Source organism: Phocaeicola sp. GP0067 (assembly GCF_031119655.1).
Lineage (GTDB): Bacteria > Bacteroidota > Bacteroidia > Bacteroidales > Bacteroidaceae > Phocaeicola > Phocaeicola vulgatus.
Genome location: NZ_JAVHZY010000010.1, coordinates 1 through 22775 on the forward strand (window position 1 = coordinate 1; position 22775 = coordinate 22775).

Annotated in this window: 15 protein-coding genes and 1 pseudogene; 4 read left to right on the forward strand and 12 right to left on the reverse strand. The window is 42.2% G+C overall.

Annotated features, from left to right (window positions below; translation table 11 throughout):
* The first annotated feature begins 1360 nt into the window (after window positions 1–1360).
* Both RE317_RS09685 and RE317_RS09690 read left to right on the forward strand, forming a co-directional pair.
* Window positions 1361–1549 (forward strand): hypothetical protein, encoded by a 189-nt coding sequence (locus RE317_RS09685; RefSeq protein WP_224205187.1) that lies wholly within the window; start codon window positions 1361–1363, stop codon window positions 1547–1549.
* 32 nt (window positions 1550–1581) lie between these two features.
* Window positions 1582–2319, forward strand: a pseudogene (locus tag RE317_RS09690) (acyltransferase).
* A gap of 56 nt (window positions 2320–2375) precedes the next feature.
* On the opposite strand, the gene RE317_RS09695 reads toward RE317_RS09690, so the two are convergent.
* The 12 genes from RE317_RS09695 to RE317_RS09750 all read right to left on the reverse strand — a co-directional run bounded on the left by RE317_RS09695 (window position 2376) and on the right by RE317_RS09750 (window position 19668).
* Window positions 2376–3857: an MBOAT family protein gene (locus RE317_RS09695; protein WP_005853110.1), complete on the reverse strand. Its 1482-nt coding sequence runs from the start codon at window positions 3855–3857 to the stop codon at window positions 2376–2378.
* Window positions 3835–4797, reverse strand: coding sequence for an SGNH/GDSL hydrolase family protein (locus RE317_RS09700; RefSeq protein ID WP_032939080.1), 963 nt, complete (start codon window positions 4795–4797; stop codon window positions 3835–3837). Before RE317_RS09700 ends, RE317_RS09695 begins: the two co-directional genes overlap by 23 nt.
* Window positions 4784–6151: an SGNH/GDSL hydrolase family protein gene (locus tag RE317_RS09705; RefSeq protein WP_011964672.1), complete on the reverse strand. Its 1368-nt coding sequence runs from the start codon at window positions 6149–6151 to the stop codon at window positions 4784–4786. The genes RE317_RS09700 and RE317_RS09705 overlap by 14 nt, the downstream gene beginning before the upstream one ends.
* A 136-nt stretch (window positions 6152–6287) precedes the next feature.
* Complete coding sequence (locus tag RE317_RS09710; RefSeq protein WP_005845549.1) at window positions 6288–6581, reverse strand: PG0541 family transporter-associated protein; 294 nt, start codon at window positions 6579–6581, stop codon at window positions 6288–6290.
* A 72-nt stretch (window positions 6582–6653) separates the two neighbouring features.
* Window positions 6654–9824, reverse strand: a complete 3171-nt coding sequence (locus RE317_RS09715; protein ID WP_005845553.1) for an efflux RND transporter permease subunit — start codon at window positions 9822–9824, stop codon at window positions 6654–6656.
* An 81-nt stretch (window positions 9825–9905) separates the two neighbouring features.
* Complete coding sequence (locus tag RE317_RS09720) at window positions 9906–10928, reverse strand: efflux RND transporter periplasmic adaptor subunit (RefSeq protein WP_117873608.1); 1023 nt, start codon at window positions 10926–10928, stop codon at window positions 9906–9908.
* Between the two features lie 23 nt (window positions 10929–10951).
* The gene (locus tag RE317_RS09725; protein ID WP_005845557.1) at window positions 10952–12277 is read right to left on the reverse strand and encodes a TolC family protein; all 1326 of its coding nucleotides are present in this window, start codon (window positions 12275–12277) and stop codon (window positions 10952–10954) included.
* Between the two features lie 36 nt (window positions 12278–12313).
* Entirely contained in the window at window positions 12314–12967 is a 654-nt protein-coding gene (locus tag RE317_RS09730) for a TetR/AcrR family transcriptional regulator (protein ID WP_032947617.1), read from the reverse strand.
* 29 nt (window positions 12968–12996) lie between these two features.
* Window positions 12997–13764: an acyl-ACP--UDP-N-acetylglucosamine O-acyltransferase gene (gene lpxA / locus RE317_RS09735; RefSeq protein WP_005853095.1), complete on the reverse strand. Its 768-nt coding sequence runs from the start codon at window positions 13762–13764 to the stop codon at window positions 12997–12999.
* Window positions 13765–13787: 23 nt separating this feature from the next.
* Entirely contained in the window at window positions 13788–15173 is a 1386-nt protein-coding gene (locus RE317_RS09740; protein WP_008667826.1) for an efflux transporter outer membrane subunit, read from the reverse strand.
* An 11-nt stretch (window positions 15174–15184) separates the two neighbouring features.
* A complete protein-coding gene (locus tag RE317_RS09745) occupies window positions 15185–18403 on the reverse strand; it encodes an efflux RND transporter permease subunit (protein ID WP_005853091.1) in 3219 nt (1072 codons plus the stop codon).
* Window positions 18404–18456: 53 nt separating this feature from the next.
* A complete protein-coding gene (locus RE317_RS09750) occupies window positions 18457–19668 on the reverse strand; it encodes an efflux RND transporter periplasmic adaptor subunit (protein WP_117873606.1) in 1212 nt (403 codons plus the stop codon).
* Window positions 19669–20119: 451 nt separating this feature from the next.
* Between RE317_RS09750 and RE317_RS09755 the strand changes: the two genes are divergently transcribed.
* Both RE317_RS09755 and RE317_RS09760 read left to right on the forward strand, forming a co-directional pair.
* The gene (locus RE317_RS09755; RefSeq protein ID WP_005845569.1) at window positions 20120–22405 is read left to right on the forward strand and encodes an NADP-dependent malic enzyme; all 2286 of its coding nucleotides are present in this window, start codon (window positions 20120–20122) and stop codon (window positions 22403–22405) included.
* Window positions 22406–22533: 128 nt separating this feature from the next.
* Window positions 22534–22716 (forward strand): hypothetical protein, encoded by a 183-nt coding sequence (locus tag RE317_RS09760; RefSeq protein WP_005845572.1) that lies wholly within the window; start codon window positions 22534–22536, stop codon window positions 22714–22716.
* Window positions 22717–22775: the final 59 nt, after the last annotated feature.

Genomic DNA, 22775 nt, shown 5'->3' on the forward strand with positions numbered 1-22775 from the left:
TCACCAAGTCAGTCACACACTGTCTGAAGTGCCGCATCTCTCTCGATTGCGGATGCAAAGGTAGACCTTTTAACGATTACCAGCAAACATACGAAGGAAAAATTATACGGATTTCCTGAAACTTTTTTGTAATACTCTGAATAACAGATGTGTTACAAAGCATGTTTTTATAACGGAGGACACCGGAGGAAAAAGACACACACATTATAATATTCGCACGCGCGTATAAGGACGGAAAAAAGGAAGGGGCCCATACGAAAACAGCAGACGGAAAACAAGAAAAGACGGAAAAACGGAAGGCAAACTTGCAAACTTGCAAAACTTGCAGCATCTCCACACCCACACACGTGCGCGTACATTATAATGCAACAAAATAATATGTTCCAGAATTCCACTCTATTTCTTTATTGTGATCTGTGAATGATCTGATCTCCTCCTGTTTTCTTGTTCACGTTTTTTCTCTTTTGCGAAATATATGCGTCTTGATGAGGAAATTTCTTTAAAAGACCATTACTACAGCCAGTGCCGGCTGAAGAACAGCAGCTGGCAGGTCTTCTGGCAGGACAGTGCCTCGGAACAGGATGCCATGCCGTGCGTCTTCATACAGTTCATATGTTCCGAAAGGTTAGTAACATGTGTTCCGTAAAGTTAGTAACGTGTGGCCCTATACGTTACTAACATACAGGCCTGCACGTTAGTAACGTGTTCCATTTAGATTGATAACACGTTATTCCTCATGCCGACAGCTTGTTCTCCCCAGGATTGTACAAGCTGTACCAGCATGATTGGCGGAAGGCCCGGCCTATACAAGTACCTGCTGAAGATTCGGGCAGTCATCCCTTTGCCACCTGTGTCTGTCCGATTCCGGTTTCTGTCTTCCGCTTTCCTTTTTTCTTCTTATACGGCCCCTCCTCTTTCCACCAAAGATCCTGTCACATCTCTCCCTTTTCCCCGCTCCACTTTCTGTGCTCCGTCATGCTTTCCTCCATTTCAGCTCTCCCCTGCATCGTCCGTTTGTCCTCCTCCACCCTTGCTTGTCACATTCTCCTTATGTTCTCTCATTTTTCCACATTATAATGTACGCGCACGTGTGTGGGTGTGGAAGTGCTGCAAGTTTTGCAAGTTTGCAAGTTTCATCCCCACTTTATATCATAAAGAGAACTGAAAATAAATAATATTCTGGCATTTAGTCAATGCCCCCATAAACTATATAATTTTTTATTGCTATATTTGTCCTCATCAAATCATCAAAATGAATATAACTTCTACTATCATAACAGCTTCGGACGGAACACCCCTCTCCTTATATGATGTATGCCGGTTCCTATCCAAGCAGCAATGGAAACACATATTAAAACAATTGAAACAAGAAGGAATACATATAGAAAGAATAGAAGCTTATGAATATCCGGAAGTTCGAGACATCAAACATCTATTTATACGCTTTGAAAAAGAAAAAGAAGACACTCCTTTTTATTTACTGTCTCCGGAAATATTCTCTAAACTAACCAACGCGATAATACAAGAATACTCTTCAAATATAAAATAAAAAAATTGTACAATCCATCAAATTAGGATGAGATGAAAAACATCAACGGTCAAGGCAATGAAATTACAATTATTTTACCACATAAGAAAATAGATTGTATATCCTCCCATCATGAACAATTCAATCAAATCATCCATCAATCCCATATCATAATTACAGGAAACAACAATCATGTTTCCATGCATTTCGATTCAGAATAGAATGTTGAAAAACTACTTCTTAACGAAGGTTTTCTATTGATTATCAAGGGAAACGATAACACGGTTAATTTAGGAACAATCATTTTACACTATTCCAACATACTAGGGATGAGTGGACTAAAACTCATCATCGGCCAGTTGCCCGGTTTGGGAACTGGTGTTTCAAGAGTTGCCAATAATTGTAGAGTTGATATAGGTAATCGTGTAGTTATCAATGGAGTTACTTTATATTTACAAGAAGATAAATCAAATGTTAGCATAGGAGAAGACAGTCAATTAAGCTGGGGCATTGATATTTGGTGTACCGACGCACATACTATAACAAATTTAAAGAGAGAACCGATTAATTTTGCTCAAAGTATAGAAATAGGCAAGCATGCATGGGTAGGGAAAGATGTAAAGATTGGTAAAAATACAAAAATACCCGATAACAGTATTGTGGGTTGGGGAAGTATTGTAACCAAAGTATTCAACGAACCGAATATAATATTAGCAGGCATCCCTGCAAAAATTGTAAAGAGAGGTATAAATTGGGATCGTAGATGCATTAATAAATACTTACTAGAATAGTATTTAGGGTGTCTGAAAAGATAGCTAGTCAGACCCCCGATTTGATAACTATTCCGTTAGAACTGGAAATAAATAAACGGCTGAATATCACTGCTCTTTATCTGGATAACCAAATAAATCAGTACTACCAACAATAATGCCTTTCCCAATAAAGGTAATTTTACCACTCCACGACAACACGCATTCTGCCAACTATCAGGAGCAAAATGCAGCAAATACCCTATTCCCATCAAAACAAACACTTTCCAATAACCTTCTATCAGCTGCATGAATACCTCGGGATGGAAAGCTGTACATATCTGCTTCAACATAACAACCGAAGCTTCAAAAGTCGTATTACGGAAAAATATCCAGCAGAAACAAACAAAATTGAAAGTAACAAGAACTGCAAAAAATTTACGAATGCCCTTACTGCCAGCCGTCTTAGGCTTATGCAGCAAGTTACGCCAGAATTTCTGTGCAGCCAGTGCTATTCCATGAAATCCCCCCCATATCACAAAATTCCAAGATGCACCATGCCACAAACCACCTAACAACATAGTAAGGCACAAATTAATATAAGTACGGACCTTCCCCTTGCGGTTTCCCCCCAATGAGATATAAAGGTAATCTCGCAACCATGTAGAAAGAGAGATATGCCAACGATGCCAGAAATCGGTTATACTATCGGCTTTATAAGGCGAATTAAAGTTCATAGGGAAACGGAAACCCAACAGCAAAGCAAACCCGATAGCCATATCACTATATCCGGAAAAGTCACAATAAATCTGTAAAGCATACCCATATACACCAAACAAATTCTCAACCCCGGAATAAAGAGCCGGATTATCAAAAATACGTTCCACAAAATTTACACTGATATAATCGGAGATTACAGCTTTCTTGAATAATCCGCTGATGATAAAGAAAACACCAGTGCCAAACATCTCCGAGGAAACAAACAGCGGTTGCCTGATTTGAGGAATAAAATCGCGGGCACGTACAATAGGCCCCGCTACCAGCTGCGGAAAAAAAGACACATAAAATGTATAATCCAGCAACCTGTTCAAAGGAACCAGCTCACGACGGTAAACATCTATGGTATAACTTAAAGACTGGAAAGTGAAGAACGATATTCCCACCGGCAAGAAAATATCCAACGGCTGGAATTTCCCATTCCACAAAGGAGCCAGTATCTGATAAAAGAAATTGGTGTACTTGAAATAACAGAGCAATCCTAAATTTATTCCCAGACTTGCCAGCAGCAAAACCCTCCGTTTCCATTGAGTTTCGGTATTCGCCATACGCCCTGCCAGCAAGAAATCCGTCACTGTCACCACCCCCAGCAAGAAAAAATAAAAACCGCTACTCTTATAATAAAAATAATAAGAAAACAGCGTTACAAACAGGATGCGTGCCGTATCCTTCTTCTGCAATAACATATAAATCAGGCTAAAGCCTAAAAACAGAAACAAAAACAAGCCGCTGCTAAAAATCATCGGTTGCTTGGCATTATAAGTCAATACCTCAGCCAGTTTACTCCAATCCAGTTGCCACATATTCATTATACGCTTTAATCAGTGCCTGATGTAATAAATTACCTTGTAAACGATATCCATCGGGAGTGAAATGAATGCCATCCGCACGAAGCATGTGGTGCTTCGTCCAGTTACGACAAGCATCTGTCTTTCCTCCTACTATATTATACATATCCCAAACTGCCATTTTATTCTCTTGTGCATACTCCTTTATAATACGCGCCGCCGTTACGGTTCTCGGATTAATGGTACGTGCACGACGACGTCCCACGTATGCTCCGGGAGGTGTAGTCAGTAAAAAAGCCGCTTCAGGACAGGCTGCTTTCAACATACCCAACAGTCTGCCTATCTGCATTTTGTGAGCCTGAGCCAGATAACGGCGGCTATGTGCCTCATTGGTTCCAAAAGAAACAATAATCAGATCGGGATGCAAAGAAGCTATTTCTTTTATTTTTTCATCATCAGAAAAAGTAACAGAAGTAGCTCCATTAATGCCAATCATATGATAAACAATACCCGGTTCGCCCGTTTCATGTGCCAACCCACCGGTACGATATGAAATAACATCAGGATAAACAGCCTCAGCACCAAAATCATGTTCCAGACGACGACGGGTTATTAATGGATAAAGATGCCCCCGCACATGAGAATCACCTATATGGACTATCCGTACCGGTCCTGTCATATCATTCAACTTTTGAAAGAAAGGAGAAAGCGAACGGTTCTCATCTTCTATCACATTATCCAAAGAATGAGTAAAACTCGCCGGAAGTGAATCATGTACTGTTATCAGCCGCATGCCCCGATGCATTTCCTTTGTTTCACCGGGTATGCGAAGCGGCTCCAACGGCCGGGACAATGCCGGAATAGCATCCTGAGCATAAAGACATGGAAACAGCAAGAACAGGAACAATACCATTGCTATACCGGACAGACCAGGAAATCTGTTATTCCTCCTCATAGGCTTTCCGTCTTTCATATTGCTCTTTGCCATACATCAATGTTTCAAATAAGATACCTGCCAAATGCTTGCCTCCCTTAAAATTGATATGGGTATAATCAAGATTCGCCATTTTTTGCCCGATCATATCGACAATGCTTCCTTGACCTCCCATTGCCTCATACATATTCCAAAAAGCGATATGGCTATCAGCCGCAATGGACTGTTGATAACGGATAAGATTCTTGACTCCGGGCATGGTGCGGAGATCTCCATTCTCGTTTTTATATTCACGGTCACCCACACTGACCAGTAAAATGCTGGTTTCAGGAAAAGCTGTCTTCAAATGTTCTATCACCGAAAGCATCCCTTTCTTATAGCCATCGTATTTTACTCCCCGTTCCGTAGCCACATTCAAACCATATTGGACCACAATCAAATCGTATGGACGAAGACGTTGGAAATCGCAAAGCGTATGTAAAGGAATACTACGTAAATGAAGCCCACTGCTACCACGTACGCTAAAATTATCCAAAGATATTCCCTGCCTGCCGTCCATAGCCACTCCATAGAAAGTAACAGAATCAGCTTGTTCCACACTCCACCGTACTTGTCCTATCCTTCCTCTCACCGAAACAGCCTGCACACCTCCTGTTCCTACTTCCTCATGCAACTCTCCTTCCGCAGCATTATTCACTTTAGAACGGACAGCGGCAAAACCTTTATTCAGGAAATAAAAAGTAGAAACCTCACAGGTATCCAGTCGGGAAGCGTATTTACTCTGTCCTTTCAACTGTACATAAGCACCTTCACGAGGAAAAAAATAATGTCCGGAAATATCTTGCTGCATTTTATCAAAACCAACGGAGTCATTGGATGAATGACTGCTCCATCCCCCAAAAGTATGGCGTACCGTAGGACGGTAACCGCTGATGGAAGAGGTTACAGGAACATATCCCACTCCGCAACCACCAAATTCTTGTTGAAGCATTTCGCGCAAATCGGCAGTAAAAATATCAGCTTCTATAAAAGAATCACCGAAGTAAGCGATACGCACAGGGCGTTTCATGGTTTTCACTTTGGAAAGTGCCTCATAAAAATGTTTCATTCCCCGCATGGTGGAATCCGAATAATCCTCAATACAGGTAATACCCGTTTTACATGTATCCACAAAAATAGGTTTTACAGGAGGAGGAAGGACAATGGTGTCGGAATCACATACTTCTTCTTCCACATCCGGACGGATATCAGCCAGCAGGTCCACCTTGCGCAACGGTTTGCCGCCCACCGACATGGAGGGGAGGAAATACAGCCCCATTAACACTCCTACTACAATAAGAGTGAGAAGAAAAGTGGCCGGTATATAGTTTTTCATATTGCTATATTTGTAAATTAACCGCAAAAGTAGTGATTTTTTAGACGGAGTACTTCATGATAGAGGCTAAAAAAAGAAAAAAGACTGCGCCAGAAAGAGGGCAACAGTCTTTTTCTTTAATGATGAAAAGACAGATTCAAATCGTCTTTTCTATGTTCCACACAAAAGCACGTAATCCCAATTGTTCGGTTTCCTTATCCATTTTATGCAAAGCGTCCAATAAAGGCTCCACTTTAGTATCATCTACCACTGTCATAATGGCCGAGCACATACTGGGCCACGCGTGACTGCCATAATGCGGTTCTCCTTTTACAGAGCCGCGCCCCTGCAACTGCTGCCAATAACTGAATCCACGACAATTCTGACGGTCCAACAACGCCAGAATACGTTCGTAAAAAGCTTGGTCGAAAGTGATGAAAACTGATTTCATTATTCCATTTTTTATTTTAAGTTCTGTCATCCGGTCTCCTATTCATTTCAATCCGGATAACAACTATATTAATTATTCTTTTTTGCCTTTGGTCATCTCCGTCTTATGTGCTTGATAATAGTCATTCAGTTCACGGGAAGCTTTCATCTTCTTACGGTTACGCTTGATACCTGTACCCGCAAATGAACAGTAGAGCACCGGAACCAAAATCAAGGTGAGCACGGTAGATACAGTCAAACCACCGATTACGGACACCCCTAAAGGCTGCCACATTTCAGAACCTTCCCCTCCTCCTATCGCCATCGGCACCATGCCCAGAATAGTGGTCAAAGTGGTCATTAAAACCGGACGTAAACGACTACGGCCCGAAACAACGACCGAATGAATAACAGACATACCCCGCTCACGACATAAGGTAATGTAATCAATAAGCACGATACCATTCTTCACTACGATACCAATCAACATGATACCTCCCAACAAACTCATGACATTCAATGTAGTCCCCGTTCCATACAATGCCATCAATACCCCACTGAATGCAAACGGAATAGAGAACATAATGATAAACGGATAGGTCAGAGACTCAAACTGGGCAGCCATTACAATAAATACCAATATAATAATCAAAACAGCCAAAGTTCCCAGATCGCTGAATGAATCCTGCTGATCCTCATAAGACCCTGCCACCTGGATACTGATACCGCCAGGTAAATCCATCTTATCAATAATAGACTCACCCGCTGCCACCACACTACCTAAAGGCGCACCTGAAATCACAGCAGATACTGTTACAATACGTTCACGGTCTTTACGTTCAATAGTAGGAGGAGCTGAACGCTCCACTACCGTGCCGATATCTTTCACCCGAATCGCTTTACCTTCATTGGTATAAATCAGAATATTCTCCAAACTTTCAATACTGGTACGGAACTGGGGAGCATAACGCACCTTGATATCATATTCGTCACCATCTTCCCGATAGTAAGAAGATAAAGCACCATTAACACGGTTACGCAGATACAAAGCTGCTGTAGAAAGATTCAAACCATGTAAAGCCAGTTTTTCACGATCAAAATCCACCTGATATTCCGGCTGATAATCCTGACGGCTGATATTCACCTCAGACACACCGTTCACTTTCAATAAAGCTTCTTTCAATTCAGCGGCTGCCTTATCTGTTTCTGTAAAATCATATCCATAGATTTCAAAATCGGCAGTGGCCTGTCCACCCATGCCTCCACTGCTACCACCCAAGATAACCTGGGCTTTATCCAGTTCGGGATAGGCTTTCAGATCCTCACGCATACCATCGCAGACTTCTGCCAACGTAACAGAACGCTGATCGGGATTATAAAGGTTGATATTGAATGAAATGATATGGCTACCATTATCCTGAATAGAAGCCCAAGTATTATCCGCATCAGCCTGTCCCACAGTATAGTTACAGATACGCATCACCCCTTCATATTTCTTCAGCCACCTTTCGGTCAGCTCCTGGGCCAATGCCTGGGCACGCTCTACGCGAGCTCCGATAGGCAATTGTAATTGAACAGAAATACGACTGTTGTCTTGTGACGGAAAAAACTCTGTACCAATTCCTTTCGCACAAATCAGGCTCAGCAGAAAGAACCCGAAACAACCGGCAATAATGGTCTTGCGGTGACGGACAGCCCAGTTCAAACGTTTCTGATACCAGTTATCCAATCCATCCAACGCACGTTCTATCGGTTTGTAGAATGTGACAAACCACTTACTTTGTTTTTTTTGCAAGCGAAGCATCTGCGCACACATCATCGGAGTAAATGACAGAGCCGAGATAGTAGAAATAGTCATAATGACACACATCATCCAGCCCAACTGACGGAACAAAACTCCCGACATACCACTGACCATCGTCAACGGGAAGAATACCGCAATCATGGTCAATGTGGATGCGATAACAGAAATTGCCACCTCATTTGTTCCATGGATAGCTGCCTGTTTCGGCTCGGAGCCACGCTCGATATGGGTCGTTACGTTTTCCAAAACAACAATAGCGTCATCCACCACATTACCAATCGCAATAGAAAGGCACGACAAAGAAATAATATTCAGAGATCCCCCATCCGTGATAGCCAAATAAATAAAGGAGGCAATCAATGACATGGGGATAGTGATACAGATAATCACCGTAGCACGCCAACGACCTAAGAAAACAAATACCACCAAGACCACAAACAGAATGGCATACATAATAGTTTCCGTCAAACTGTCGATGGTATTCAAAATATTATCCGAAGTGTTCACAATAACCCCCAGTTTCACATCACTGGGCAGTGACTTCTGTAACTTAGGCAACTGCTCCATTACTTTCCGGGAAATGTTCACTGAGTTTGCTCCCGATTGTTTCTGTACAACAATCATGGCTCCCTGCACCCCGTTATTATAGGTTTCCTGAGCACGTTCTTCTACAGAATCGACTACCGTTGCCACGTCACGCAAATACACCGAAGCACCATTGCGTATACCCACTACGATATTCTCCATTTCTTTCGGGTCCTTGAATTCTCCTTCCACACGCAAGGAATAGGTATTACTGCCCACATCGAAAGTTCCACCCGGAGTATTCTTATTTTCAGCCCCGACAATGGAACTGATGGTCTCAATCGTCAGATCATATGCTTCCAGTTTGTTGGGATCACAATAAATATTCACCTCACGCTTCGGCGCACCGGCAATGGACACCGTTCCCACACCGGGAACACGAGCCAAAGGATTTACTACATTATCATCCAATATCTTATACAGAGCCGGCTGACTTTCTTCTGCCTGAACGGACAACAGCAGGATAGGAATCATATCCGTACTGAACTTAAAGATAATCGGAGTATTGACTTCATCGGGAAGCTCCGAACTCACCATATCCAATTTATCACGCACATCATTAGTCAACACATCAATATCATAGCCATATTCGAATTCCAAAGTGATAACTGATATATTTTCTGAAGACTTGGATGTAATATGTTTCAAATTACTAACCGAGTTCAACGTATTTTCCAACGGACGGGTTACGTTGTTCTCTATATCGGAAGCACTGGCACCCTGATAAGATGTCATAACCATAATGGTATTGGTATCAATATCGGGATACAAGTCTACCGGAAGTTTCGACAATGAGAACAGACCAAAGATCGCTACGGCCAAAAAGCATAACGAGGTCATAATCGGTTTTTTAACCGCTCCTTCGTATAAACTCATGTTTGTTAAATTAAAAATTAAGAACTAAAAAATCATATATAGGTAAATAAATATGGAGTATTATCAACTAATTCTCAATTTTTAATTTACTGCCACTTCCACACCATCGGCCAAACGGGTCTGACCGGCAACCACCACCTGCGAATTATCCTCCACCCCGGAAATCAATTCATATTCGGTTCCCATCCGACGTCCCAATTCTACTTTATTATAAGAAACCTTACCGTCTTTGTAGACATATACATAACGGTCGCCCGAACCGGCACGTTTCACAATAGCCTGATCAGGAACCACCACATGCCGCAATGTACCAAAGCTCACAGTCACACGGCCAAACATTCCCGGACGTATACGCTGACGGGTATTAGCCAATTTTACCTCTACAGGAAAAGTATGAGTAGCAGCATCAATAGTAGGATACACCAAACTAACTTTCCCTTCGAATTCCTCATCACCATACACATCAAATTTCACCTTTACGATCATACCTTTAGTCACTTTCGGGAAATAAGGTTCGGATACATTGATCAACAGTTTAACCGGAGTGATCTGTTCAATGACCAACACAGGAGTGGAAGCGGAAGAATATAAATCACCGTTATCAAAATTACGTGCTGTAACCACTCCATGAATAGGGCTTAACAACTGCGTATTCTCCAACAAATTATTATAGGAAGTACGACGTACATCTAAAGCTGTTTTTGCTGCATCCCATTCAGATTTGGAAGCTCCACCCACTTTGTACAGTTCATCCATACGTCTGAATTCCGTTTCTTCATTTTCTAATTGCAATTTCATTTGTTTCAGATTTGCCGCATCCATCTGTACTAATTTCTGTCCTTTGGATACATGGTTTCCCACTTCAACAAAAATACGGTCTATACGCCCGGGAGAGGTCGGAGCTATATTATTTTTCGCTTCCGCTTCAACAGTGGCAGTATATTCCTCTATCTGATCTACATCGCGGGAAGTTACGGAAGCAAGCCGGACTACCGGTTTGTCCTCCATAGCGGTATCAGCAGCTTCCTTACTCTCCGTTCCACCTGAACATGCCCCCAGCATAGTTACCACCAGCCAAGCTGCGAATTGAAAATATTTTCTCATACTGTTATCTTTATGTTAATGTGTTATTGTTCCGTTACTTCATCAATGCCTAAGACTAAATCCAAATCAGCTTTAGCTACCAGATAGTCATAGATGGACTGGTTATAAGTCAGTTGGGCCTCTGTTAAAGCCACTTCCGAACTATTCAATTCCAAGATAGTTCCTTTTCCAACTTCATATCTTTTTTCGGCAATAGTACGCCCTTTCTCCGCCTGAAAGACAGCTTCTTTATTACTTACCACCTGTTCCGTACTAGCGGCCATATTATCCAAATAACCGGTAGCTTGCATAGTGAGTTGCCGCTCTGTATTGATACGGTTCTCTTCCAGTTGTTTCATCTGGATACGGGTCTGTTTCAATTGAGTAAAATTACTTCCTTTGAACAAAGGAATGCTTAGATTCAGGCCGATAGTAGAATAGGGCCTCCAATCGTATTCCTTGAACTTGAAATTATCATTCATTGAAGTATACATATATTGGAAACTGGCAGAAAGGGTCGGCATAAAGTTGGTATACTGCAACTTCAGCGTCTGCTTTAATTGCAATGCATTCAGTTCCAATTGCTTCAACGTACTGTTATTTGTCAAATTGTCTGGACGAGGCATTGCCTGACGAGTAAACATAGACATTTCATAATCCTTCAGATTGCCTTCAACCGCTACCTTTACATCAGACTCCATTCCCATCAAGACCTTCAACTGCAAATTTGCCAAATTCACTCCGTTACGGGCAGACACCACGGTAGGTTTCAAGCTGCGCATCTGCACATCCGCACTAATCTTATCATATTCACTGACAGTCCCCTGTTCATATTTAGCTTTCACCACATTATAATTATCTTCACTCTGCTTATAACTTTTAAGCAGCACTTCATAACTGTCCTGTGCCAAAAGCAACTGAAAAAATGCCTTGGTCACTTGATTTACCATATCCAGACGTGAAGCACGTGATTTCTCTACCGCCAGGTTCACATCTGTACTTGTCAAACTGATACTTTTGTAAAGAGCCGGAGCAAAGACAGGCAGACTGACAGACAGACCACCACTATAAGTATTATCTGTACCGACTTCAATCACCTCTCCCATCATGGCGAATGACTGCTTTTTTATGGCTCGTGAATAACTGCCCACCAAACTGGCTTCTGGGAAAAGACCGGCATAAGCTTCCCGGCGGGCTTCTTTCTTTAACAGGATTTCCTGACCGGCGACTTTAATGGTGGGATTGTCGCTCAATGCTATCCGGACTGCGTCCTGTAAGGTAATCCTCAATGTGTCTTGTGCTTGTGCACTTTGTATTGCTACATAAAGCAGCAAAAACAAGGTTAACGTAGGTTTGCAATAAAATTTCATTAACTATTATTCTTTATTTAGTGACTTATTTAATTTCTAACCATACTTATTATGTTCGTTTCCTTTTAAATTCAATAAAAAATTATCCACAATCTTCAACCCCTTTTCAGTGGAAATGCCACGCATATGCATAAATACAACTGTTTCATAAATTTCACCAAGCGAATAGGACTTGCATATTTCCGAATGCAACAACAAATCCATCTGCTCACATACCATAGCGCGTACAATATTATAATTTACATCATTTCTAAAAATGCCTTGTTCCACTCCTTTGCGATAAAATTCCATAGCCGAATCCAAATTCTCCTTCCGGCTTTCGTCAATGTAACGCATTACCTTGGGATATTTCTCAATATCCTCAAAGAATTTCCTGTTTGTATTCTGAAATTCCTGGGCACTTCTTTGAAAAAACTTCAAGAGGACTTCCAAAACATTTTCTGCTTTGGAAGCCACTTGAGTCATATATTCCTGCATCTCCTCCCGATGTAACTTCATGACATCAAGTAATAAATCCTCTTTGTCATGGAACAATTCATAAAGCGTACGTTTAGATATAGATAATCCGGCAGCAATATCATCCATTCTCACTGTTTTGACACCTTTCTGGGCAAATGATTTCGCTGCTGCCAAAACAATGTGTTCCTTCACTACCGTTTTATCCGTTCTTTTTTTCCTGACGCTATTCATTCTTAACATAAAGGGAGACAAAGATACATTTATTTTATAATACCCAACTTAGAACTTCTGACAAACTCTATCAGATGTACAATTTCAGGACTAGACGGAACCTGTTCTTCAATACGACGCAATGCATCCTCTGTAGATGTATTCACTTTATACAATATACGGAAAGCATGCGCTATATGTTTAATAACCGTTTCCGAAAAACCTTCATGTTGCAACACGGTGGTATTGATGCTGTAAAAAGCCGTAGGCTCATGGGCTGCCACACAATAAGGAGGAATATCCTTGGTAAAACGACACCCGCCCTGTACGGCGGCATAAGTCCCCAAACGAGTCTTTCCCTGCATCAGTACATTGGAAGTAAGAATAGCATAATCCTCGACTACACAACAACCTGACACCTGCGAACCGTTACCAATAATACAGTTATTACCGATGGTCACATCATGTGAGATACGTGCTCCCTGCATAATAAAGTTACCGCTTCCTACCACAGTCTCATCTCCGGCGAAAGTGGCACGAATAATAACCGCATTCTCACGGATGGTATTATTATTACCTATACGGGCAATGGTATCATCACCCGTATATTTAAAATCTTGCGGAGTAGCAGCAATTACAGCTCCGTTATAAATGGTATTTCCGTTACCGATGCGTGCGCCGCTCATAATGCTGGCGTTGGGCATAATTACATTATCATCACCTATCTCCACATTCTTATCAATGTAGGCAAACGGGTGAATAGTTACGTTTTTCCCGATTTTTGCAGACGGGTCTACATAAGCTAACGGACTAATCATATTCATATTATTTTTAAGGTTAATTATTCACGTCCACCGCCCAATGCGCTGTACAGATTGATAACAGCCTGCATACGCTGGAAAGTATCGGATACTTCGTTCAACTGGGCACTCAGCAATGACTGTTGTGCAGTAATGATTTCCAGATAAGTGGCCTTTCCCGCCTGAAACAAATCATTGTTCATCTCCACCGCTTTTTGCATTTCAGAAACCTGTGCCTGGTGCTCGCTCAACTTTTTGTCTGCCGTATCATACAGGAACAAAGCATCACTTACTTCCTTACCAGCTTCCAGAATAGTCTGCTGATAATTCATCTTGGCAATCTGTTCTTCCGCTTTCGATACTTTCAAGTTGGCAATCAATTTTCCACGCTGGAAAATGGGTTGCGTCAATGAGCCGATAGCATTCCAAAGCATAACGGCAGGATTAGAAATCACTGTACCATTGGAACCATTAGTCCATCCCAGAGTACCTGTAATATTAACACTGGGATAAAAAGCGGAACGCGCCTGATTGGTAGTATAATAAGCGTCGGCTAATGCCAATTCTGCCGCTTTTACATCGGGCCGGTTCTCAAGCAACTGTAAAGGAACTCCCACCGCCAAATCTGCCGGCATCACTTGTTCCTCCAATGTTCCACGGTCTATGTTCTGAGGAGCCTTTGCCAACAATACGGAGATAGAATTCTCAGTTTCACGCACCTGGCGTTTCAAGTCAGCCAATGAAGCCTCCGTCTGGTGATAAGCCCCTTTACTCTGTGCCACAGCAGCTTCGGTAGTCATACCGGCTTCCTTCATAGCTTCCATAGTGCGCACTGTTTCTTTCATTAACGCCACATTCTGTTCGGTCACACTGACTTGACGGTCTAGCATCAATAAAGAATAATAAGCATTGGCTATACCACCAATCAACTGTGAACGCACTGCCTGCTGATAGGCCTTACTTTGCAAATAAGAAGCTTTCTGGCCACGATGGGCATTCAGCAATTTGCCGAACAAATCAACTTCCCAGCTTGCAGAAGCAGGTAAAGTATAGTTCTTAACAGGAGTACTTTTGTCCACACTAGTCAACGAACCTTGTGGAGCAAGGGCCAAAGAAGGGAGATAAGACAAACGAGCTGATGTCAATAACGCCTTGGCCTCCTTTACACGCAGGATAGCAGCCTGCATATCTACATTGTTTGCCAATCCCTCTTCAATCAGCATCTGCAATTTCGGATCACGGAAAATTTCCTTCCATGACAAGTTACCCATATTGGTTGTATCGTTAGCAGCCAATGTATCGTTGGCGGCAACCGGGTCACGATAGATGCCAGTGGCATCTATCGACTCGGGACGATCGTATGATTTATAGATGTGGCAACCGCTTAATAAAAACGTCGCGCAACATAATCCTATTATCTTTTTCATTGTTCTTCTGTTCATTTACGGGTGTATTGTTCAATTTCGGGTTCAACCTCTGTATTGTCCACACTTTCCCATTCAATCGGTTTGAATTTCTCTTGTAACCATTGGAATACCACAAACAATACGGGTACGATAAAGATCTGGAAGATCATACCAATCAACATACCACCAATAGCCGAAGCTCCCAAAGTACGGTTACCATGAGCACCAACTCCCATAGCCAACATCAACGGAATCAAACCTACAATCATGGCCAATGAGGTCATTAAGATCGGTCGCAAACGGGCTGCCGCACCCAAAACCGCAGCCCAGGAAATACTCATTCCCTGCTTACGGCGATCCAAAGCAAACTCTACAATCAGAATGGCATTCTTCGCCAACAATCCCATCAACATGATCAATGCAATCTGCATATAAATATCATTTGACATGGTTCCTAAAATCATCTTCAAAGCCGGAATATTTCCCAATGCTGCAAATCCGTTTACAAACAGGAAGCTACCCAACAGACCGAACGGTACTGAAAGCAATACGGACAACGGCAGAATGTAACTTTCATACTGTGCACTCAGCAACAAATAAACGAATACAAAACACAGAATGAAGATGATACCTGTGGAACTGCCACTGGTAGATGCCTCTTCACGAGCCATACCTCCCAACTCATAACCGTAACCGGTAGGCAAATTCTCTTTAGCAACTTCCGCAATAGCCTGCAAAGCCTGTCCGGAAGTATAGCCACTGGCAGGAGCCACCATCACTTTGATAGACGTATAAAGGTTGAAACGGCCGATAACATCCGGTCCATATACTTTCTTGACAGAAACGAACTGGGAAATAGGAGCCATCTCATTCCCATTACGTATCTTGATACTATTCAAGGATTCCAGATTCTTGGTCGCTTCGGGTTCCGCCTGAATCATAACACGATACATCTTACCGAAACGGTTGAAGTTAGAAGCATACAAACCACCGAAATATCCCTGCATGGTAGTCAGAATATCACTAGGACTGATTCCTGCCTTCTTACAAGCAGCAGCATCAATATCCAACATATATTGGGGGAAACTCGGATTGAAGGTAGTCTGGGCCGAATTAATTTCAGGGCGTGCCTTCAACGCATCCATATAGTCCAAAACTACATCATAAAAATGATTCAAGTCTCCACCGGTCTTATCCTGCATATTCAACTCGATATCACTGGATGCCGAATAACCCGGAATCATAGGAGGAGCAAAGAACAATACCTGCGCATCCTTGATGATCTTCTGCGCACGCATAAACAACGTACCTACCACAATATCCGAATTCTGCATCATGGAGCGTTCTTCCCAATCTTTCAGCTTAATAATGATAGAACCGTAAGAAGGTCCCTGACCACCAATAAAGCCGAAACCGGAAATCACCGTACGGGAATCTACAGCCGGTTCGGCAGCCACCAAGCTGTCTACACGGTTTAAGATTTCCATTGCACGTTCCTGTGAAGTACCGGGAGGCAGTGTCACCGCACCCATAATGGTACCGGTATCTTCATTGGGCACCATACCCGTCGGAGTAACCTTCATAAAGAATACCAACAAAATGATAGAAGCGGCAACCAGCCCGAATGACAACCATTTCTTATGGATAAAGAATACTACATGCTTCTTGTACTTCTTCAATATAGAATCATAAGCCGCATTAAAGGCTGTATGGAAACGTTCTACACGGGTCATCTTCTTTGCTCCATGTCCCTCATCATGCGGTTTCAAGAAAATTGCGCACAGTGCCGGTGACAAAGTCAATGCATTCAAAGCTGAAAAACCGATAGAGATCGCCATGGTGATACCAAACTGACGGTAGAATGTACCGGCAGTACCTCCCATGAAACTTACCGGAATAAACACAGACATCATGACTAACGTAATAGAAACGATAGCTCCACCCAGTTCACTCATGGCATCAATAGAAGCCTCACGGGAAGACTTGTATCCCTGATCCAACTTGGCATGAACCCCCTCGACGACGACAATGGCATCATCGACCACAATCGCAATGGCAAGCACCATCGCCGAAAGAGTCAGCAGGTTCACACTGAAGCCAATCAGTTTCAGTACAAAGAAAGTAGCCACCAACGCCACCGGAATGGCAATAGCCGGAATCAGCGTTGAACGCATATCCTGCAAGAAGATATATACCACAATAAACACCAAGATAAATGCCTCTATCAACGTCTTGATTACTTCATGGATAGAAGCGAACAAGAAGTCATTGGCATTTTGGGCGATATTGATATTCAAACCTGTCGGCAGTGATTCCTGTGCCTTTGCAAGCACTTTCTCCAAATCGGAAATAGTTTCGGTAGCATTAGAACCTGCCATCTGATAGACGATACAAGATACAGCCTTGTGACCATTTACCATATTATTGAATGTATAAGCCAGACGACCTAATTCTATATCGGCCACATCTCCCAAACGAAGTACATTACCATCCGGCAAGGCCTTGATAACAATATCTTCAAATTCAGTCGTTTGCTGCAAACGTCCTTTATAACGGATCGTGTATTGGAAAGTCTGATTACCACGTTCACCGAACTGTCCCGGAGCCGCCTCAATATTCTGTTCGGCCAATGCTGCCGAAACATCAGTAGGAACCAGTTTGTACTGCGCCATCACATCCGGTTTCAACCAGATACGCATAGAATAATCCTGTCCCAACACATTAGCATCACCTACCCCCTTTACACGCTTGATTTCAGGAATCAAGTTAATATTAGCATAGTTTTCAATGAACTCAATATTATACGAGTCGGTTTCATCATACAATGAAAAGACCATCAACATGGAGTTCTGGCGTTTCTGAGTAGTCACACCCACCTTGGTTACTTCAGCAGGCAGCAATCCTTGTGCCATAGAAACACGGTTCTGCACATTAACAGCCGCCATATCCGGATCTGTTCCCTGATTAAAGTAAACGTTAATATCGGCAGCACCGTTATTGGATGCTGATGACTGGATATACATCATGTTCTCCACACCGTTTATCTGGTCTTCCAACGGCGCGATGACCGAATTCAATACAGCTGTGGAGTTCGCACCGGTATAGGTGGCACGTACCTGCACCGTAGGAGGTGCAATATCCGGATATTGCGTAACCGGCAATGTAGCAAGTCCGATGATACCCAGAATAACTATCAAGACGGAGATTACCGTTGATAGCACCGGACGGTTAATAAATCTATCTAGTTTCATTCTCTATATACCTTATTTATATAAACGAAGTTAATCTGTTTATTTTATACTGATTATTTAAAGGCCGTGGCAATATTCCCTTCCTTCTGGTCTTTCAGGTGTTGTTGATATTTCGCCTCTTTCTGTTCCGGAGTAATCGGAGTAATTGTCTGTCCGTCCTTCAACGTCTGTACACCTTCAACTACAATTTTATCGCCGGGCTTCAAACCACTGGTAACAATATAATTCTTACCGTCACTCAAATTCGACACTTTGATCTCAGTATGCTTCAATGTATTATCCGACTGAAGCACATAAACAAACTTTTTATCCTGAATTTCCTGTGTAGCCGACTGAGGAATCAAAATAATATCCTCCATAGTATAAGGGAAAATTACATTAGCCATACCACCACTACGCAATACAAGCTGTTTGTTCGGGAAAACGGCACGCATACTTACCGAACCGGTAGTCTGGTCAATAACACCACTTACAGCGTCAATCTTACCTTCTTCAGTATACATTGTACCGTCAGCCAATTCCAATTTTACAGCCGGCATCTTCTCCAGTTGTTCTTTCAGTGTGCCACCGGCTCTTGTCAAACCCAACAACTGCTTTTCAGTCATAGAGAAATACACATACATTTCACCGATTTCACTCACGGTAGTCAACGGTTGTGTTACCGAAGGGCTCACCAAACTACCAATACGATACGGGAATGTACCCACCACTCCATCTGAAGGGCTGGTCACTGTACAGAAGCCCAAATTCTGACGAGCGCTGGTCAACTGAGCCTCAGCCTGTGCCAAACTGGCTTTTGCAGAAAGCAATTGGTCTACTGCGCTTTGATACTCAAAATCGCTGATAATTTTCTTATCATACAAATTTTTCTTCTGTTGTTCGTTCAAAGATAGCGTATTGACATTCGATTTTGCCATCTCTACAGCAGCTTTTGCCTGACGTTCGGCAGCCGCATACTGTGTAGGATCGATCTGAAAGAGCGCCTGGCCTTTCTTTACCGTTGCACCTTCGTCCACACAAAGCTTTACGATAAAGCCGGAAACCTGAGGACGCACCTCGATATCCTGAACACCTTTGATAGTTGCGGGATAAGAAGTAGACTGCTGGCTGGCTGTAGACTGTACAGCCACGACGGTAAATTCGTCATCACCCAACTTCATACCGCTCTGACCGCCTCCACAACTGCTTAAAATGGTCATTGCCGCCGTAAATATCGCGAGGCGGCTCCATGAAATACATTTCATACTATTTACTGTCATTTTCATAACTAATATTATTGAACTTTACTTATTTGTCGAATTAACAGATGTTTATAGAAAACTTTTTAAACCCAATTAGTTTTTACTGCCGCAAAATTAGTCATTTTTCCGGCATTTGTTCGCTTAGCCCATTAGCTTTAACTATAAATAACGTGCGCATATAGAAGGATATTAATTATGTAAAATATATTCTATATATATTCAATCTGTTTCCAGATCTAAACAAGCAAACCATATTACAACTCATACATGATACGGACATGAATGAAACTATTTTTTCGCTATCTTTGTCCAGCAAAATACGAAAGAATGAAATCTGATTTTCACATTGGTCAAAATCAACACTTAAAAAATCATCAATTCGACATCATTTTACAGTATTTAGGCTTCAAATTATAATTTTATTTATATTTTTGCCACCAATTTAAAACGATATCTAATTATAAGGAAAAAGATTATGGTCAAGATTACCAAAGAAGCTGCTTTGCTATACCACTCGCAAGGCAAGCCCGGAAAAATTGAAGTTGTACCGACAAAACCGTACAGCACACAAACAGACCTGTCACTGGCTTACTCTCCCGGAGTAGCTGAGCCTTGTCTGGAAATAGAGAAAGACCCGCAAACTGCATACGACTATACTGCGAAAGGCAACTTAGTAGCCGTTATTTCCAATGGTACAGCCGTTCTAGGACTAGGCGACATAGGTGCATTGAGCGGAAAACCTGTCATGGAAGGTAAAGGATTACTTTTCAAAATCTATGCAGGTATTGATGTTTTTGACATTGAAGTGAATGAGAAAGACCCCGAAAAATTTATTCAGGCAGTAAAAGCCATCGCTCCCACTTTCGGAGGTATCAACCTGGAAGACATCAAGGCTCCCGAATGTTTCGAGATAGAAAACCGGCTGAAAGAAGAACTGGATATTCCAGTAATGCATGACGACCAACACGGTACAGCCATCATTTCATCCGCCGGCTTATTAAATGCATTGGAAGTTGCCGGAAAGAAAATTGAAAATGTAAGAATCGTAGTAAACGGTGCCGGAGCCTCCGCCACTTCCTGTACAAAACTGTATGTAGCATTAGGAGCACGGAAAGAAAACATTTTAATGCTAGACAGCAAAGGCGTGATAACCAGTGACCGTCCTAACTTGACAGAAAGTAAGAAATTTTTTGCTACTGACCGTCGCGATGTACATACACTGGAAGAAGCCATTAAAGGTGCAGACGTATTTTTAGGACTATCAAAAGGTAATGTGCTGACTCAGGATATGGTCCGCAGTATGGCAGATCATCCTATCGTATTCGCATTAGCCAATCCGACTCCGGAAATCTCTTACGAAGACGCCATGGCATCCCGCCCCGATGTACTGATGTCTACCGGACGTTCAGACTATCCTAACCAGATCAATAACGTAATCGGTTTCCCTTATATTTTCCGCGGAGCTCTGGATACTCAGGCCAAAGCTATCAATGAAGAAATGAAGCTGGCTGCCGTGCATGCTATCGCCGATTTGGCAAAACAACCTGTTCCCGACGTAGTGAACGAAGCCTATCATGTGAATAATTTTACTTTCGGTCCTGATTATTTCATTCCGAAACCGGTTGACCCTCGTTTGATTACCGAAGTTTCCATGGCTGTGGCAAAAGCAGCAATGGAATCAGGAGTGGCACGCAAAAACATCACCGACTGGGAAGCCTACAAGACCCGGCTGCGCGAATTGATGGGACAAGAAAGCAAATTGACCCGTCAACTTTACGAAACAGCCCGTCGCGACCCACAGCGGGTGGTATTTGCCGAAGGTATCCATCCTACCATGTTAAAAGCTGCCGTAGAAGCCAAAGCCGAAGGAATCTGTCATCCTATCCTATTAGGTAATGACGAACGCATTGAAAAACTGGCAAAAGAACTGGATCTGAGCTTGGAAGGAATTGAAATCATCAACCTCCGTCATGACCGTGAAGCTGAACGTCGTGAGCGTTATGCCCGCATCCTTTCGGAAAAACGCGCACGCCAAGGAGCCAACCTTCAGGAATCCAACGACAAAATGTTCGAGCGCAACTATTTTGGTATGATGATGGTTGAAACCGGAGAGGCCGATGCATTCATCACCGGTCTATATACCAAATATTCCAACACAATCAAGGTAGCGAAAGAAGTTATCGGTATCCAACCGGAATACAAACATTTCGGTACAATGCATATCTTGAATTCAAAGAAAGGTACTTATTTTGTAGCCGATACCCTGATTAACCGTCACCCGGACACCGACACACTGATTGACATCGCTAAATTGTCGAAGAAAACGGTAGAGTTCTTTAATCACACTCCGACAATGGCCATGCTGTCTTACTCCAACTTCGGTTCAGATACAGAAGGAAGCCCGGCTAAAGTACATGATGCGGTGGACTATATGCAGAAAGAATATCCGGAACTGGCTATAGATGGTGAAATGCAAGTCAATTTTGCACTGAACACTAAATTACGTGATGAGAAATATCCCTTCACACGTTTGAAAGGTAAAGAAGTAAACACGTTAGTATTCCCGAACCTAAGTTCTGCCAATGCTACTTACCAGCTCATTCAGTCTATGAGTGAAACCGAGGTAATCGGCCCGATACAAATGGGATTGAACAAACCTATTCATTTCACTGATTGTGAAGCTTCTGTACGCGATATTGTAAACATCACTGCGGTTGCGGTTATTGATGCCATCGTTGACAAGAAAAAGAAAGAAAAATAAATAACTTTCACCACAGATTGCATAGATTTACACAGATTATTAATCATGCTTGTTAGTACCAGCAAATTCTATCTGTGTAAATCAAGGCTATTTGTGGTGAAATATATTCAATTCATTAAAGCAATACTATGAGAAGAAAACCGCTTTCCCTCCCACAAATCGTAACCTTAGCCCTTTTATGGATTGCCATTTGCTATATTATTCTAACAGGGAGCGAACATATTGACGGGCCTTTAATACTATCCATTATCATTTCGGGAGCTTTAGTCTTTATTCCACTATTAAAATATCTCAAGGAAAGAGGAAAATAATCTTTTATCCGCTTTTTAGCTTACATTTTGTACATATTGATATTTTTATACGCATTTTC

Bases quoted from the DNA above. Each gene is read 5' to 3' on its own strand.
- RE317_RS09740 (WP_008667826.1), bottom strand. From the start codon at position 15,173: ATGAAAAAGATAATAGGATTATGTTGCGCGACGTTTTTATTAAGCGGT.
- RE317_RS09750 (WP_117873606.1), bottom strand. From the start codon at position 19,668: ATGAAAATGACAGTAAATAGTATGAAATGTATTTCATGGAGCCGCCTC.
- RE317_RS09760 (WP_005845572.1), top strand. From the start codon at position 22,534: ATGAGAAGAAAACCGCTTTCCCTCCCACAAATCGTAACCTTAGCCCTT.
- RE317_RS09715 (WP_005845553.1), bottom strand. From the start codon at position 9,824: ATGAGTTTATACGAAGGAGCGGTTAAAAAACCGATTATGACCTCGTTA.
- RE317_RS09695 (WP_005853110.1), bottom strand. From the start codon at position 3,857: ATGTGGCAACTGGATTGGAGTAAACTGGCTGAGGTATTGACTTATAAT.
- RE317_RS09710 (WP_005845549.1), bottom strand. From the start codon at position 6,581: ATGAAATCAGTTTTCATCACTTTCGACCAAGCTTTTTACGAACGTATT.
- RE317_RS09725 (WP_005845557.1), bottom strand. From the start codon at position 12,277: ATGAAATTTTATTGCAAACCTACGTTAACCTTGTTTTTGCTGCTTTAT.
- RE317_RS09745 (WP_005853091.1), bottom strand. From the start codon at position 18,403: ATGAAACTAGATAGATTTATTAACCGTCCGGTGCTATCAACGGTAATC.
- RE317_RS09705 (WP_011964672.1), bottom strand. From the start codon at position 6,151: ATGAAAAACTATATACCGGCCACTTTTCTTCTCACTCTTATTGTAGTA.
- RE317_RS09755 (WP_005845569.1), top strand. From the start codon at position 20,120: ATGGTCAAGATTACCAAAGAAGCTGCTTTGCTATACCACTCGCAAGGC.
- RE317_RS09720 (WP_117873608.1), bottom strand. From the start codon at position 10,928: ATGAGAAAATATTTTCAATTCGCAGCTTGGCTGGTGGTAACTATGCTG.
- RE317_RS09700 (WP_032939080.1), bottom strand. From the start codon at position 4,797: ATGAGGAGGAATAACAGATTTCCTGGTCTGTCCGGTATAGCAATGGTA.
- lpxA (WP_005853095.1), bottom strand. From the start codon at position 13,764: ATGATTAGTCCGTTAGCTTATGTAGACCCGTCTGCAAAAATCGGGAAA.
- RE317_RS09730 (WP_032947617.1), bottom strand. From the start codon at position 12,967: ATGAATAGCGTCAGGAAAAAAAGAACGGATAAAACGGTAGTGAAGGAA.